The organism is Phytohabitans sp. LZ39 (assembly GCF_059359075.1).
The window spans coordinates 1-14,544 of sequence record NZ_JCADBM010000004.1 but is presented as its reverse complement, the minus strand read 5'-3'; the positions used below and the strand labels follow the sequence as shown (position 1 = coordinate 14,544).

14 protein-coding genes are annotated in these 14,544 nt (G+C 74.1%); 6 read left to right on the top strand and 8 right to left on the bottom strand.

All coding sequences use genetic code 11. The annotated features are described in order from the left end of the window. Positions 1-3 precede the first annotated feature (3 nt). Positions 4-561: a hypothetical protein gene (locus tag AC5L36_RS09180; RefSeq protein ID WP_441214512.1), complete on the top strand. Its 558-nt coding sequence runs from the start codon at positions 4-6 to the stop codon at positions 559-561. A gap of 245 nt (positions 562-806) precedes the next feature. On the opposite strand, the gene AC5L36_RS09175 is transcribed toward AC5L36_RS09180, so the two are convergent. The 4 genes from AC5L36_RS09175 to AC5L36_RS09160 are packed head-to-tail and all read right to left on the bottom strand — an operon-like array spanning position 807 to position 6,980. Continuing rightward, positions 807-1,358 (bottom strand): DsbA family protein, encoded by a 552-nt coding sequence (locus tag AC5L36_RS09175; protein WP_441214511.1) that lies wholly within the window; start codon positions 1,356-1,358, stop codon positions 807-809. Positions 1,359-1,393: 35 nt separating this feature from the next. Further along, positions 1,394-3,076 (bottom strand): MFS transporter, encoded by a 1,683-nt coding sequence (locus tag AC5L36_RS09170; protein ID WP_441214510.1) that lies wholly within the window; start codon positions 3,074-3,076, stop codon positions 1,394-1,396. After that, complete coding sequence (locus AC5L36_RS09165) at positions 3,073-3,759, bottom strand: SDR family NAD(P)-dependent oxidoreductase (protein ID WP_441214509.1); 687 nt, start codon at positions 3,757-3,759, stop codon at positions 3,073-3,075. The genes AC5L36_RS09170 and AC5L36_RS09165 overlap by 4 nt, the downstream gene beginning before the upstream one ends. Positions 3,760-3,812: 53 nt before the next feature. Beyond that, positions 3,813-6,980 (bottom strand): winged helix-turn-helix domain-containing protein, encoded by a 3,168-nt coding sequence (locus AC5L36_RS09160; protein ID WP_441214508.1) that lies wholly within the window; start codon positions 6,978-6,980, stop codon positions 3,813-3,815. Positions 6,981-7,146: 166 nt separating this feature from the next. Between AC5L36_RS09160 and AC5L36_RS09155 the strand changes: the two genes are divergently transcribed. The 3 genes from AC5L36_RS09155 to AC5L36_RS09145 are packed head-to-tail and all read left to right on the top strand — an operon-like array spanning position 7,147 to position 9,178. Next, complete coding sequence (locus AC5L36_RS09155) at positions 7,147-8,010, top strand: MEDS domain-containing protein (RefSeq protein WP_441214507.1); 864 nt, start codon at positions 7,147-7,149, stop codon at positions 8,008-8,010. Next, entirely contained in the window at positions 7,997-8,464 is a 468-nt protein-coding gene (locus AC5L36_RS09150) for an ATP-binding protein (protein WP_441214506.1), read from the top strand. Before AC5L36_RS09155 ends, AC5L36_RS09150 begins: the two co-directional genes overlap by 14 nt. A 45-nt stretch (positions 8,465-8,509) precedes the next feature. After that, complete coding sequence (locus AC5L36_RS09145; RefSeq protein ID WP_441214505.1) at positions 8,510-9,178, top strand: class I SAM-dependent methyltransferase; 669 nt, start codon at positions 8,510-8,512, stop codon at positions 9,176-9,178. On the opposite strand, the gene AC5L36_RS09140 is transcribed toward AC5L36_RS09145, so the two are convergent. Then, entirely contained in the window at positions 9,165-9,485 is a 321-nt protein-coding gene (locus tag AC5L36_RS09140; protein ID WP_441214504.1) for an antibiotic biosynthesis monooxygenase family protein, read from the bottom strand. The genes AC5L36_RS09145 and AC5L36_RS09140 overlap by 14 nt on opposite strands. Positions 9,486-9,858: 373 nt before the next feature. Continuing rightward, entirely contained in the window at positions 9,859-10,521 is a 663-nt protein-coding gene (locus AC5L36_RS09135; protein ID WP_441214503.1) for a hypothetical protein, read from the bottom strand. 180 nt (positions 10,522-10,701) lie between these two features. Between AC5L36_RS09135 and AC5L36_RS09130 the strand changes: the two genes are divergently transcribed. After that, positions 10,702-11,613: a TAXI family TRAP transporter solute-binding subunit gene (locus tag AC5L36_RS09130; RefSeq protein ID WP_441214502.1), complete on the top strand. Its 912-nt coding sequence runs from the start codon at positions 10,702-10,704 to the stop codon at positions 11,611-11,613. Here the strand turns inward: AC5L36_RS09130 and AC5L36_RS09125 are convergent. Next, positions 11,603-13,030 carry a sensor histidine kinase gene (locus AC5L36_RS09125; protein ID WP_441214501.1) on the bottom strand — a complete coding sequence of 476 codons (1,428 nt, stop codon included), beginning with the start codon at positions 13,028-13,030 and terminating at the stop codon, positions 11,603-11,605. The genes AC5L36_RS09130 and AC5L36_RS09125 overlap by 11 nt on opposite strands. Positions 13,031-13,054: 24 nt before the next feature. Further along, positions 13,055-13,711, bottom strand: coding sequence for a response regulator transcription factor (locus AC5L36_RS09120; protein WP_441214500.1), 657 nt, complete (start codon positions 13,709-13,711; stop codon positions 13,055-13,057). A 244-nt stretch (positions 13,712-13,955) separates the two neighbouring features. Here AC5L36_RS09120 and AC5L36_RS09115 point away from each other — a divergent pair. Next, a partial coding sequence (locus tag AC5L36_RS09115; protein ID WP_441214499.1) for an RICIN domain-containing protein occupies positions 13,956-14,544 on the top strand: 589 nt, incomplete at its 3' end.

Sequence of the window (14,544 nt, the reverse complement as noted above, 5' to 3'; positions counted from 1 at the left end):
GGCATGAGATCCACCTACGCGAAGTTCGTCCGCCTCGCCGTCGCGGCCGTGGCGACCACGGCGGTGACGCTCGGCGTGGCCGCGAGCCCGGCGTACGCCGACCTCTTCCAGCACACCGACGGGTTCGAGGGTGACCCGGCGGCGGTGTGGGAGTTCCACCGTTCCGGTGCCGGGAGCGGCGCCTTCGAGATCGGCGCGGGGACGGCGCACAACGGCCAGAACAACGCGATCCTCACCACCTCGGCGGGCGGCTGGTCCGGCGTCGGCAAGCTGCTCACCGTACGGCCCCGCACCGCCGGGCACTCCACCACGTGCGGCGGCGGCTTCTTCGTCCGGCCGCTGGGCGGGCCGGCGGTGCTCAACGTCGAGGTGATCGACCCGGTGAGCTGGACGTACCTCGCGCTGCGCACGGTCCGGGTCACGGACACCGCCTGGCGCCGGCACGACGTGGCGACCTACCGGGACGGTCCGACCCAGGTGTTCATGCGGATCTCCCTGCTCGGTGGCAGCGGTCCGGTGCGGGTCGACGACATGGCCTTCCAGTGCACGTTCTTCCGCTAGGCCGAACCTGGAACTAGGCCCAACCTGGGACCAGGCCGGAACGACTGGACGGGGGCGGGGCTGGCGGCGACCGCCGGCCCCGTGTCGGCCCTAGACGATCTGTATGGAAATTTGAGCTACCGCGATGTCCGCGGTGGTCCGGACCGCTGCTCCCGCGGCCTCACCCTCCGCGCTTCACGACCCCACTCGGCTCTCTTGCCCGGCGCCGCAAGCGGCGAAGATTCACGAAGGTGTGGATAGATCGGCTAGGTGTCGATCGCGTCGTCGACCGCGGACAGCAGGGCTTCGAGCGAGTGCGGGGCGTCGTGGCGGATGCCGTTGACGAAGAAGGTGGGCGTGCCGGCCACGCCGCTGCGTACGCCGCTGCCGAAGTCGCGGCGGATGCGGGCCAGGTAGTGGTGGCCGCCCATGGCCCGGCCGACCCGCTCGATGTCCAGGCCCAGACGGTCGACGGCGAGCGCCAGCTGGAGCGGCTTGAGCTGGTCCTGGTGGGCGAAGAGCCAGTCGTGCATCTGCCAGAAGCGGCCGCGGGCGGCGGCGGCCTCGGCGGCCTCGGCGGCGATCTCCGAGTACGGGTGCACGTCCGTCAGCGGGAAGTGCCGGTAGACGTAGGCCACCTTGGTGGGGCGCTGGCGCAGGACCTCCCGGACCACCGTGTGCGCGACGGCCGAGCCGGGGCACTGGTAGTCCCCGTACTCGACGAGGGTGACCGGGGCGTACGAGCTGCCGAGGAGATGGTCCTCCTCGGTGACCGGCCCGCGGAGCCGGCTCATCGTCAAGCGGAAAGGATCATTCATGTCGGCATGATCGCCAGTGGCCGGGTGACGCCGCGTCACGCCCGCCGGGTGACCGTATCGGCGCTCACCCCGGGGCCGCCGGCGTCGGTCGGCGTCGCGCCCACGTCGACGGCGCCGGCTCCCGGGTCGCCCGCCCTCGTGTCGGCGGGCAGCAGGTGCTGCGCGTCCGGGCCCTCGTCGGCGATCTCCTTGGCGCGGTCCTCGGACTCCTTGTCGGCGCTGGTGAAGCGGTTGTCGTGCTGGCGCACGTGCTCGTCCCAGGTGGCGAGCTGGTACACCTCGACGAACCGCTGCGGCTCCTCGCCCACCCGGAACAGGCCCCATCTCAGCGCGCCGGTACGCAGCCGGGTGCCGCGCACCAGGCGCATCGCCTCCATGAACTCCTTCTCCCGCTCCGGCCGCACGTGGTACGCGGAGGTGACCAGCACCGGACCGGCCTGCGGGTCGGGATGGACGGCCAGCGACACCTCGGGCCAGATGACGGCCGGTTCGCGGTCGACCTCGCGCAGGTCGGGCAGCGGCCACATGGTCAGCGCCACCGCGTCGAAGAACATCAGCGCCGCCGCGAGCAGGAACGTCACCTCCAGCCCCACCACCTGCGCGATGCCGCCCCAGGCCAGCGCGCCGATCGCCTGCCCGCCGGCGAACACCACCTGGTACACGGCGAGCCCGCGGGCGCGTACCCAGTTGGGCAGGAAGAGCTGGATCTCGGCGTTCAGGTTGGCCAGGACGATCACCCACGCCGCGCCGGCCGGGGTGAGGGCGACCGCGACGGCGGCCAGGTCGTTGAGGGCGGCCACGTCGAGCAGCACGAGTCCGAAGAGGATGCCGGCGATGCCCAGCAGCTTGCTCGCCGACATCCGCGCGCGGAGCCGGGGCAGCGCGACGCCGCCCGCGATCGCGCCGACGCCGAGCGCGGCGAGCAGCACGCCGTACCCGTGCGGACCGGTGCCGATCCGCTCGCTGGCCACCAGCGGCAGCAAGGCCCACAGCGCGCTGCCGGGCAGGATGAACAGCACGATCCGCATCAGCAGGCGGCGGAGCGTGGGGGAGTAGCGCACGTAGCGGCCGCCGGCCTTCAGCGCGGCGGTGAAGCGTTCCGGCGACTCGGTCGGCCGCGCGCTCTCCGGCCGCCAGTGCAGCAGCGTGGCGGCGAAGAGCACGAACGTCGCCGCGTTGATGCCGAAGACCACCGACACCCCGGCCTCGGCGACGAGCACGCCGGCGACGGCGGGGCCGATCGCGCGGGCCACGTTCACGCTGATAGCGCCGAGCGCCGACGCGGACCGGATCTGTTCGCGGGGCACCAGCTGGGGGATCACCGCCGCCCACGCCGGCAGCGTCAGCGCCTGGCCGGTACCCAGGGCGAACGTCAGCGTGAGCAGCAGCGGCGGCCGCATGTGGCCGACGGCGGTGAGCACCGTCATCAGCACGCCGACCGCGGCCAGGAAGCCCTGCACGGCGATCAGCAGGTGCCGCCGGTCGAACGCGTCCGCGAGCACGCCGGCGGGCAGCGCGAAGAGCAGGATCGGCAGCATGCTGGCCGTCTGCACGGCCGCGACGAGCGTCTCCGCGTGCGAGTGGGTGACCAGCAGCCACTGGGCACCCACCGTCTGCATCCAGGTGCCGATGTTGGCGGCGAGCAACGCCAGCCACAGGTTGCGGTACGCCGCGATGCGCAGCGGCGCCCACGCCTGTGCCTGGCCCTCGGCGCTCACCACCTGCCGTCGGCCTGGAGCACCCTCAGGTCGGAGACGTACGGGTCCTCCGGCGCGAGCAGGAGCAGCCGCACGATCTCCCGCGCCACCGCGGCCGGCGGGGTGTAGACCGTGTCGAGGAACGAGTCGCCCACGCGTTCCTGTAGGCGGGTGGGCATCGGGCCCGGGTGCACCTGCATCAGCTTCACCCGGTTGCTGCCGGTGGCCTGGGCGAGCGACTCCACCAGGCTCTTGCCGTAGCTCTTGGTGGCCCGGTACACGGGGATGCCGGGGCGGGCCGCGTCGACCGCGATCGCGCCGACGTACACCACGTTGCCGTGCCCCTGGGCCCGCATGTGGCGCAGCGCCTCGCGGAGCACGTAGGTGGGGCCCAGCACGTTGACCTCCACCGCGCGGCGGATCGTCTCGGGCGCCAGGTCGTTCAGGCCACCGCCGACCCACATCGCGGCGCAGTGCGCCAGGCCGTGCACGGCCCCGCGCATCGCGATCTCGTCGAACGCGCGCTCCACCTGGTCGGCCCGCGACACGTCGCAGGTCATCCCGTCGCAGCCGAGGTCGGCGGCGACATTCTTCACCTCGTCGACCCGGTCGCCCATGACCACGACCCGGTGCTCGGCCGCGAGGAGGCGGGCCACTTCGAGCCCGAGCCCGCTCGTGCCGCCGATCACTACGAACGTCTTCACCGGCCCAGAGTGGGTGCCGTGCGGGTGAGCCCGGATCACGCGGCGCGGGTGACTCAGATCAGCCGCAGCTCCCGGCCTCTGCGCACCGCCTCGCGGCGGCGGGTCGCGGAGAGCTTGCGGTAGATGTTGCGCACGTGCGTCTTGACGGTGTTGACCGACAGCGACAGCTCGCCCGCTATCTCCACAGTGGACAGCATGCTTTGCAGGTAGCGCAGGACGGTCAGCTCCCGTTCGGTGAGCGTCTCGCCCGTCTCCGGTGACGGCGGCGGGTCGGCCGCCGCCGGCGGTGGCATGGCGGCCACCAGGTCGGCGACGAGCGGCCAGTACGCGGTGCCCGCGTCGAGGTGGGCGGCGAGCAGGTCGCGCGCGTCCGTCCCAGCCCGCGTGAAGGCCCGCCGGAACCCATCCGGCCCGGCCCACCCCAGCACCGTCTCCAGGTCGCGCGCGGCCCGGCGGTGGTCGCCGTCGCGGCGGGCGGCGATGGCGGCGAGCAGGCCCGCGTCCACCCGGACCGCGAGCGGCACGTCGACCTCCAGGTCGTCCCACGCCGGCAGCGCGCGCATGGCGGCGGCCGCGTCGCCGGCGCGCAGGTAGGCCCGTGCGAGGGCGACCGCGCCGGATGCCTCTTTCGCCGACGCCCCGAGCAGCGTGCGCGCGCCGGAGGCGTCGCCACGCGCGGTGTGCAGGTCGGCCTCGGCGACGGCCAGCCAGCGTTCGACCAGCGGCGGCAGCTCCCGGTCGGCCCGCGCGGCGGAGAGCGCGCGGTGCGCCCCGGCCAGGTCGCCGCGGGCCTCCAGCAGGCCCGCGCGGGCCACCGCCACCAGCGCCGGGAACGCGGCGCCGGCACGGTCCCCCTCGGGCACACCGCCACCGGTGGGGCCGGGCGGCGCGGCGCGGTCCAGGTGCGCGGCGGTCTCCGCGAGCTGGTCGCGGTGCAGGGCCACGAGCGCGAGCGCCAGGTGCGCGTGGGCGCGGTCCGCCGGAGAGCCTCCCGGGTACGCTCGCGCGGCCTCGGTGGCTTCCCGCAGCTCGCCGCGGATGGCGTGGACGACCGCGAGGCGCCCGGCGCAGGCGGAGGCGGGACGGGTGAGGCCGGCGGTGCGCGCCTCGGCCAGGCCGGCGGCGAGCGCCAACCCGGCCGCCGTCAGGTCGCCGGTCTCCAGCTCGGACACGCCGACCGCGGCGAGCGCGACCGCGCGGGTGGCCGGGTCGGCGGCCCGAAAGGCACGCTCCCCGGCGTTCGCTGGGCCCTCGCCGCCCCGCCCGAACGGCGACAGCTCCGTCGCCAAGAGGGCAGCCCTCTCACCGCCTGGAGGGGTAGCCGGGACCCCTTCTGGGAATTCACGCCCCACAGGGCTGCCCTTTTGGGGGTCGCGCGCGAGCGGGCCGGCGTTGCGCTCGCCGGTGGCGCCCGGGGCGACCGGTCCGGCGTTGCGCTCGCCGGTGGCGCCCGGCGCGAGCGGGCCGGCGTTGCGCCCCAGCGGCGAGCCGTCGACCGGCCCGGCGTTGCGGTCCACCGGCGAGCCAGCCGCGGGCCCGGCGTCGCGGCCCGGCAAACCGCCGGCGCTCTGGCTCAGCGGTGAGCTGCCGGCCGCGCCGGTGGTCCGGCTCGGCGACGGGGCACCGGCCGGGCCGATGCTTCGGCTCAGCGGTGCGGCACCGGTCCCGGCGGTGGCCGGCGTTGTGCCCTGGCCACCGTTGCGTGCGACCACCGCGCCTGTGCCCGCCGGCCGGGCGCCGGTCGCCGCGGCGGCGACCGGCCGGCCCACGGCGGCGGTCGCGGACAGGTCGAGGAGCTGGCGGGCGGCCGGCATGACGGCCGCCTGGTCGCCGTAGAGCTGGGCCTCGGCCAGCCGCAACGCGGCCGCGACCAGCGCGTACCTGGCCCGTTGCCCCTGTGGCATGCGGTCGCGGTGGCGCTGCGCCAGCCGCATGAAGGCGGTCGCCGACGCGCGGTCCTGCGCGTCGAGGAACGCGGCCGCGTACGCCAGCGCCAGCGCCGGGTCCGCACGCAGCGCGCTGGCCGGCGGCGGTGGGATCGGTGGCGCGGGCGGCTGGTCGTTCTCCGCGCCGTACGGGATCAGCTCCGGCCAGTGCAGCACCAGTAGCTCGGTCGCCCGGGTCCAGTCGCGGCCGGCGAGCGCGTGCCGCAGCGCGTCCGGCGGCATGTGCCGGTCGGCGTGCCAGGCGGCGGCCCGCCGGTGCAGGTCGGTGAGCTGGTCCGGCGAGCGGCGGCGCAGCTCGGCGCGGAGCAGCTCGCCGAACATCCGGTGGTAGCGGTACGCGCCCGGCCGGCCCTTGACCGGGACCACGAAGCCGTTCGTGCGCTCCAGCTCGGCCAGCACTTGAGCGGCGTCCTCCCGCCCGGTCAGCGCGTCGGCCAGCTCGCCGCTCACCGGCTCGGCGATCGAGGTGCGCAGCAGCACGTCCCGCGCGTCGGCGGGCTGCCCGGCGAGCACCTCGTCGACCAGGTAACCGGCCACGCTCGGGTGCTCCCCGCCGTACCCGGCGATGAACCTGTCCGGGTCCGGGTGCGCGTAGAGCGAGCGGGCCGCGAAGCGCAACCCCGCCGGCCATCCCTCGGTACGCAGGTGCAGGTCCTCCACCCGCCGCGCGCTCGCCGGCACCCGGTGGCGGGAGAGCAGCTCGGCCGTCTCCTCCCGGGTGAACGCCAGGTCGTGCGCGGAGACCTCGGTGAGCCCGCCCTCGAGGCGCCACCGGTGCAGCCCGAGCGGCGGCTCGGTGCGCGAGGCGGCGACCAGGTGCAGGCGCCGGTCGGCGTGCCGCACCAGGTAGTCGAGGCCGTTCGCCACGGTCTCGTCGCCGGCCAGGTGCAGGTCGTCGACGAGCAGCACGGCCGGCCGTGGCAGCCGTGCGATGGCCGCGGCGAGGCGTTCCACGTCGGCGTCCTCGGGCACGGCGAGGCCGCCGCGGGCCAGCGCCGCGCCCACGTAGGCCCAGAATCTCGGGCCGTCACCCGCCTCGACCGTGTACCAGGCCACTGGCTGGTCCGGGTGGGTCCGCGCCCACGCGCCCAGCAGTACTGTCTTTCCCCACCCCGCCGGAGCGGCCACCAGCGTCACCGGCCCGCGCGCCCCGGCATCGATCAGCCGGGTCAGGCGCGGGCGGGCGAGCGGGACTTCCGGCGGCGGTGGGACCGATAGCTTCGACGCCAGCAGGGGGATGGCGTGCTGCTCGGTCCCGACGTGCCATTCATGCATCCGTCGCACCCCCGTGATGACGCTAGGGGACCGTTTCGCGTACCAGGGCGGGCTTATGGTTTTTGTCCGCCATCCGCGAATCACCCCGTTTGTGCGTTCGGCTCCCTCGGCGGCAACTCTCCGGCCAGCCCGCGGGTCCGGACAAGGTCGTCTAGGGTGAGGCGCGATGGCGGCTGCTGCATCTGTTGATGATCTACGTCCGGGCGACCACGCGTGTCTGACCTATTCGGACGCGGAGGAGCGCCTCGACATCGTCGCCGCGTTCGTCCGCGACGGCCTCGGCGCCGGCCAGCGGGTCATCTGCTTCACCGAACCGTCGACCGAGCCCGACTTCGCCGGCGAGCTGGCCGAACGGGACGTCAAGACCACCAACGGCGGCCAGCTCGCGATCCGGGACAACGACGCCGCGTGGCTGTCCGGCGGGCGGGTCTCGGCCACCAATATGATCGAGATGCTCTCCGGCGAGCTGGCGGCGGCCCACCGCGACGGGTTCGCCGGGCTGCGGGTCACCGCTGACATGTGCTGGGCCACCCGCCCGGTCGCGGCCGTCGACGAGCTGCTGGTCTTCGAGACGCGGGTGGCCGGCCTGTTCGGCGACGGGCGGCTGACCGCCGTCTGCCAGTACGACCGGCAGAGCTTCGACCAGGTGACGCTGGCGTTCGCGGCGAAGGCGCACTCGCGGGCGGTCGCCGCCGCCGTGTACTACGAGGACCCGCTGCTGCGCATCTGCCGGCAGCACGCGCCGCCCGGCATCCGGCTGGCCGGCGAGATCGACTACCGGCGGGTGCCCGAGCTCAACCAGGCCCTCGCCGAGGCGCTGCGGCTCGGCGGCGACATCCACGTCAACCTCACGCAGCTGACCTTCATGGACGCGGCCGCCGCGGCGTCGATCGGTCAGGCGGCGCTCAGCCTCCAGCCGGGCCGCCTGATGGCCGTCGTGTGCCGCCGGGCGGTACACAAGGTGCTGGATCTGGTTGGCGTGACTGATCAGCCCGCGATTCGGGTAAGGCTGGCTGATGGCCGACCGTGACCACGGTCCCTTCCCGACGGACGACGCGGCCCAGGCCGACGGCGCGCCCCTCACCGCCGCCCCGAACGGCGACGTCGCGCTCGACCAGCCCTTCGACACCAACGGCCTCTACTCCCTGCGCGCCGCCGTCGCCGCGCACGCCGCCGACCTCGGCGCCGGCGACGAGGTGGTCGAGGAGCTCGTCATGGTCGCGAACGAGCTGGCCAGCAACGCGATCCGCCACGGCGGCGGCGCCGGCCGCCTGCGCCTCTGGCGCGCCGGCGAGCTGATCCACTGCGAGGTCAGCGACGCCGGACCGGGCCTGGACGAGAGCGAGCTGGACCGCGAGCTGGTGCCGATCACCGCGTACGGCGGGCGCGGCCTGTGGGTGGTGCGGCAGATGTCGCATCAGGTGGACGTCCGCACCGGCCCCAAGGGCGCGACGATCACCGCGGCGCTGCTCGTTCGCTCGTAGCGTTCAGGCCTGCCGGCCGGCCGCGCCCGGCCATACGATCCGGGGATGCCGCTGATCGCCGCGTACGACGCCTACGCCGACTGGTACGAGGACTACGTCTCCGGCAAGGCCGCGCCGTACACGCGGCGCAGCGGCGAGCTGCTCGCCGACCTGCTCGGCGCCGGCGCCGGCGCCTGCCTCGACCTGTGCTGCGGCACCGGCGTGCGCGCGGCCACGATCGGCGCCCTCGGCTGGACCCCGCTCGGCGTCGACCTCTCCCGCGGCCAGCTCCGCCACGCCACCGCCCGCCTCCCGGTCGCCCACGCCGACGCGGCCGCCCTCCCGGTCGCGACCGGGTCACTGCCCGCGGTCGCCTGCGTGCTCGCGCACACCGACCTGCCCGACTACCCCGCGGTGGTACGCGAGGTGGCGCGGGTGTTGCGGCCCGGCGGGCGGTTCGTCCACGTGGGAGTGCACCCGTGCTTCGTGGGCGCGTTCGCCGACTGGAGCGACCGCCCGCGCGTCTTCGTCGACGAGCGCTACGCCGACCGCTCCTACACGACCGAGGCCTGGGACCCGTCGGGCGTGCGCGCCCGGGTCGGCGCCTGGCACGTCCCGCTGGCCGACCTCCTCAACGCGGTGACGGCCGCGGGGTTGCGCTTCGTCCGCGCGGCCGAGAGCGGGCCCGGGGGAGTGGCCGACGTGCTCGGCCTGCTCGCGGTCAAGCCCGGGTAGCGCGGGCGTCCACCAGGACGTCGCGGTGGGTGACGGTCTCGTCGATGTCCAGCAGGACGGCGCGGGCCTCGGGCTCGACGACCGCGCGGGTGATGTCGTCACCGGCGAAGGCCTGGATCGAGGCGAGCGACTCCCACAAGGTGTGTGCGGTCAGCTCGACCGTCGCGCCGTCCGTGCGGGAGAGCAGGTACGCGCCGGCGAAACCGGCCAGGGCGCGTAGCTCGGGGAGCAGCGTGCCCTCGAAGTAGGCGTGGTAGTCCGCGGCGCCGGCCGGGGTGGCACGGGCGGACCAGGTGCGCACGATCATGGTTGGAGTCTGGCCGAGCCGGCCGCGCAAGCCAAGGTCGGGGCCGCGGTCCGGCCCGGGACCCGGCCCCGGCTATGCGCTGCGCCGCGCCGCCCGTCCATTGTGGAATCGTATATGGCGCCGCCCGGCGAACAGATCGTGGACGTTTACTGCCCCTCCAGGGTCAGTTGTGTACCACGATCGCCAGCGTCACCCGCCTTCGTTACCTCGATCAAGGGAAACCTGTCGCGAGGAGGGTTTGTGCCGCGGAGCCGGCAGTGGACGGCCGGGGGTTTCGGCGAGCGCTGCGAGCCGCCGGCCGGGAGCGGTGCCCGCGGGAGCATACGGTCTACAGCTGACGCGGACGTGGGCAAATCTGTTCGGAGAGAAAGCGTCAGAGGAGGGCCGGGACGCGCGGGGTGTGCAGCGTGCGCAGGACGCGGGTGCGTTCGTCCATATTGGATACTGTGACGAGCAGGCAGCCGGGGCGGGTCATGACGCCGGCGGTCACGCCGAGCAGGCGGGCGGCGCGGACCAGCACGGCGGCCATCTCCTGGTCGCCGAGGCGGACGCCGAGCGAGTCGGTCCGCAGGCGACGGCCGCCGGCCAGCAGGGCGGCGCGCCACGCGGCGCGGGCGAGGGTGGCGCGCTGGGCGTTGCGGGGGGAGGAGGAGCCGATCGGGTCGGTGCCCAGCAGCGTGCGGCGGCCCTGGCGCCAGGCGGTGGCCAGCAGGCGGATGGCGTCGTCGCGCTGGTCGGGGCGGACGGCCACGCGGTGCACCTGGTAGCGGCGCCGGCCGCCGCCGATCGTGACCTCGAGGGTGGCGGGGAAGCCGAGGTCGCCGAGGAGCGTGGCCAGGCGGGCGGCCGCCTCCCCGCCGTCGAACTCGGCCAGTGCGGGCAACCCCAGCGGCGCCATCGCCGGTGTGCCGCGCCACTCGGGGCGGCGGCGGCCGGATGTGCGGCTGGTCTCGGTGCACTGGATGAGGCTGGTGGCCTCGAAGGCGGTGGAGAGCACGTGGGCGGGGAGGACGGCGCGGGCCGGTTCGTCGGTCATCGTGGTCCCCTTCTTCCGCTTGCCGCAATCACCGTGGCTGATCCGCCCGTTCGGCCGGTACACCGGCGGGGAGGACTTGAGGGAAACTTGCGCGGACCGGGCCGAGCGCACAAGGCCGCACTGTCGAGAGGGACGGGACACGGGGTGACCTCCCAGACGACACCGCTCCGGCGTCGCCGCGTGGCGCGCCGCGCTCTGTTGTCTGGCCTGCCGGCCGCCGTGCTCGCCGGCTGCGTGGGAGGCTCTCCGGAGCGGCGTCACGTCCGCATCGCGACCGGCAGCCGCACGGCGGTGTACTACGCGGTGGGCACCGCGTACGCGGGCGTCATCGCGCAGGAGCTGCCCTCCACCGACGCGACCGCGTTGGTCACCGCGGCGTCGGCGGAAAACGTCCAGCTCATCATCAACGGCAAGGCGGAGATCGGCTTCACGCAGGCCGACATCCTCGTCGCCGGCGCCACGCCCGACCCGCGGATCGCCGCGCTCGCCCGGGTGTACGACGACCTGCTCCACCTTGTGGTGCGCGCGGACAGTGCCATCCACGCGCTCCGCGACCTGCGCGGCAAGCGGGTGTCGGTGGGCGCGGCCGGCTCCGGCACCGAGGTGACCGTGGGGCGGCTGCTCGCGGTCGCCGGGCTGAGCGCGCCCGGCGTGCTGCGGCAGGAGAAGCTCAACCTCGACAACTCGCTGACCGCCCTGACCGCCGGCGACATCGACGCGTTCTTCTTCTCCGGCGGGCTGCCGGTCGCCGGCATCAAGCAGCTCAACGGCAAGCGGATCATCGACCTCGCCAAGGCGGTCGCGCTGATGCGCGAGAGGTACAGCGACGTGTACGTGGTGCGCGACGTGCCCGCCTCGGCGTACCACCTCAAGTCGGTCGCCACGATCGCGGTGCCCAACTTTCTCGTCGTGCCCAGCAAGATGGCCGACGACCTCGCGTTCGACCTGGCGCGGATGCTGCTGGAGCGGCGCGACGTGCTCGCCGCCGCGCACCCCGCCGCGGAAAACCTCGACGTCCGCTCGGCGGTCGCCACGCTCCCGGTGCCGCTGCATCCGGGCGCCGCGGAGTACTTCAAGTCGGTCAAACCGTAAGGCTCGCCGCGTCCGGCGCCGGCGTGGGTGCGGGAGCGGGCGCCGGCCCGGCCGGAAACCACATCCGCGCCTCCAGCCCGCTCGGCTCGGCCGGCCCGAGCGTGAACCGCCCGCCCGACGCCTCCACGAGCACCATCACGATCGGCAGGCCGAGGCCGGCGCCTTCCACGTTTTGCGCGTCGGGCGCGCGCCAGAAGCGTTCGGTGGCGAGGCGGCACTGCTCCTCGGTCATGCCGCTGCCGTTGTCGCGCACGGTCACCTGGACGCCGCCGTCGTGCGCGGCGACCTCGATCTCGACCCGCCCGCCCCTCGGCGTGAACTTCAGCGCGTTGTCGATCAACGCGTCGAGCGACTGGTCGAGCGCGGTGGCCACGTGGCGGGCGTACAACGGCTGGTCCGGGACGAGGGTGACCAGGTCGATGCCGCGACGTTCGATCATCGGGCGCCAGGCCAGCCACCGGTTGCGGGCGACCTCGACCGCGTCGACGACCACGACCTGCCGCTGCCCGCGCTCGGCGCGGGCCAGCGCGAGGAGGCCGTCGAGCACGTCGGCGAGGCGGTCGGTCTCGGCCAGCGCGATCTCGTGGTCGGCGCGGGCGTAGTCGTCGTCGACGAGCTTGGTGCCCAGGTCTTCCACGCGCAGGCGCAGCACGGTGAGCGGGTTGCGCAGCTGGTGGCTGGCGTGCGCGACGAACGAGCGCTGCCTTTCCAGGGCCTCGGCGACCGCGTCGGCCATCTCGTTGAAGCTGGCGGACATCCGCCGCAACTCGGGCGGGCCGTGCTCGGGCTGCACCCGCGCACCGCTGTCGCCGGCCGCGATCTCGTGCGCGACGGCGTCGAGGCGGGTGACCGGCCGCAGCACCCAGCCGGCCATGCGCAGCGCGGTGACCACGCAGGCGACGACCGCGAGCAGGCCCAACAGGCCCAGCTCCAGCCACGACGAGATCACCACGCGCCGGTTGCGGCTGGTCGGTGAGATCGTGACGACGGTGCCGAGCACGGCGCCGCCGTCGTTGACCGGCACGGCCACGATCAGCGGCTGCGCCTGCCACGGCCACAGCGTCGTCGGCGAGCCCATCTGGCGGCCGGCGAGCGCGCCCCGGATCGCCGGGTCCATCCGCTCCGCTCCGGGCAGCGGCCCACCGAAGACGCTCTTCACCTGCGCGTCCTGGTCGAGCAGGACGGAACCGATGCCGTACAGGTCGTAGTAGCGGCGCAGCTCGGCCTTGACGGTGTCGAACTCGTTGCCGCGCAGGGCGGGCGCGGCCAGCGCGGCGAAGCGGGTGGCGTCGGCGAGGCGGTCGGCCAGCACACGCTGCGTCTCCCGGTTGGTGAGCGACACCGCGAGCGGCACCTCGAGGGCGAGCAGGACCATGCAGAGGAGCAGTACGTAGGTGCTGACCAGTCGCCGGCGCACTTTCCTCCCTTTTCGTCGGTCCTTCTAGTCGGTGCGCAGACGGTAGCCGACGCCACGGACGGTCTGCACGAGGTTGGGCTCGTCGAGCTTGGCCCGCAGCGACGCCACGTGCACCTCCAGCGTGTGGCGGCCGGACCAGGTGGTCTGCCAGACGTCGAGCAGGATCCGCTCGCGGGTGACCGCCACGCCGGGCTGGCGCGCCAGCGAGGCGAGGATGTCGAACTCCTTGCGGGTCAGGCTGACCGCCCGGTCACGCAGCAGCACGGTGCGGGCCGCGTGGTCGATCCGCAGCGGGCCGACCTCGACCACCTCGCGCGGCGGGACGTGGCGGGCCGCGCGGCGCAGTAGCGCCTCGATCCGGGCCTGGAGCTCGGCCATCGAGAACGGCTTGACCACGTAGTCGTCGGCGCCCACCCGCAGCCCGGTGACCCGGTCGCGCTCCTCGGCCCGCGCGGTCACCGCGATGATGCCGAGGTGCTCGCTGCGCGCGCGCAGCGTGCGGCACACGTCGACGCCGTCGCCGTCGGGCAGGTTGAGGTCGAGCAGCACCAGGTCGCACGGCGCCGCGGCCAGCGCGGCGGTGGCGGTCGCGGCGTGCTCCACCTCGTATCCGCGCCGCTGGAGCATCGACGTCATCACCGCCGTGACCCGGCGGTCGTCCTCCACGAGCAGTATCCGCATCGGCTTCCGCCCATCGCCCGTCATGCGCCATCCGATCCGGCCGGAATGTAGCTCATGGATGTTTCGGAGCGGTGCGTACCGACCTGCGTCTCGAGCGCCACGCTAGCCGACCTCTACGTCCCGGTCTCGGGCCGTCCGGTAACGGGAAGGTAACGCCGGGCCACTATCGCGGGTGGCGCCGCATCGGATACAGTGCAGCCGACTAGCCGGGCAATCCACCATCCTGGATGGGATGTGATGTCGAGTGCCCCGCTTGCCTGTCATCTTCCTCGCGGTCCTGGTCACCGGGATCGTCGTGCCGGCCGCCCCCGCGTCCGCCGAGGTCACGTTCACCACCACGATCGTCAACCACAGCGCGGCCACCTGCGCCGAGGTGCCCGGCGGCGCCTCGACCAGCGCGCTCCAGCTCGCGCAGGCCGCGTGCGGCGCCGGCGCGCGGCAGACGTTCACGTTCACACCGGTGGCCGGCGTGGCCGCGACGTACAACATCCACACGCTCACGTCCGGCAGCTGCGTCGACGTCTTCGGCGCCTCCACGGCGGACAACGCCACGATCATCCAGTACGCCTGCCACAGCAACAACAACCAGCGGTTCAGGCTGACGCAGACGTCCGGCGCCTTCCAGGTGATCGCGGTGCACTCCAACAAGTGTGTCGCGCCGGCGTCGGACAACCGGCTCGTCCAGCTGCCGTGCGACACGACCGCCGCGCGCCTGTGGCGGCTGGCCGGGTACACCGACGGGGGTACGGGCGGGCGCACGTTCACCAACCCGATCAAGATGCGTGGTCCGGATCCGTGGATGCAGTATTACAACGGTTATTACTATTTGGCGA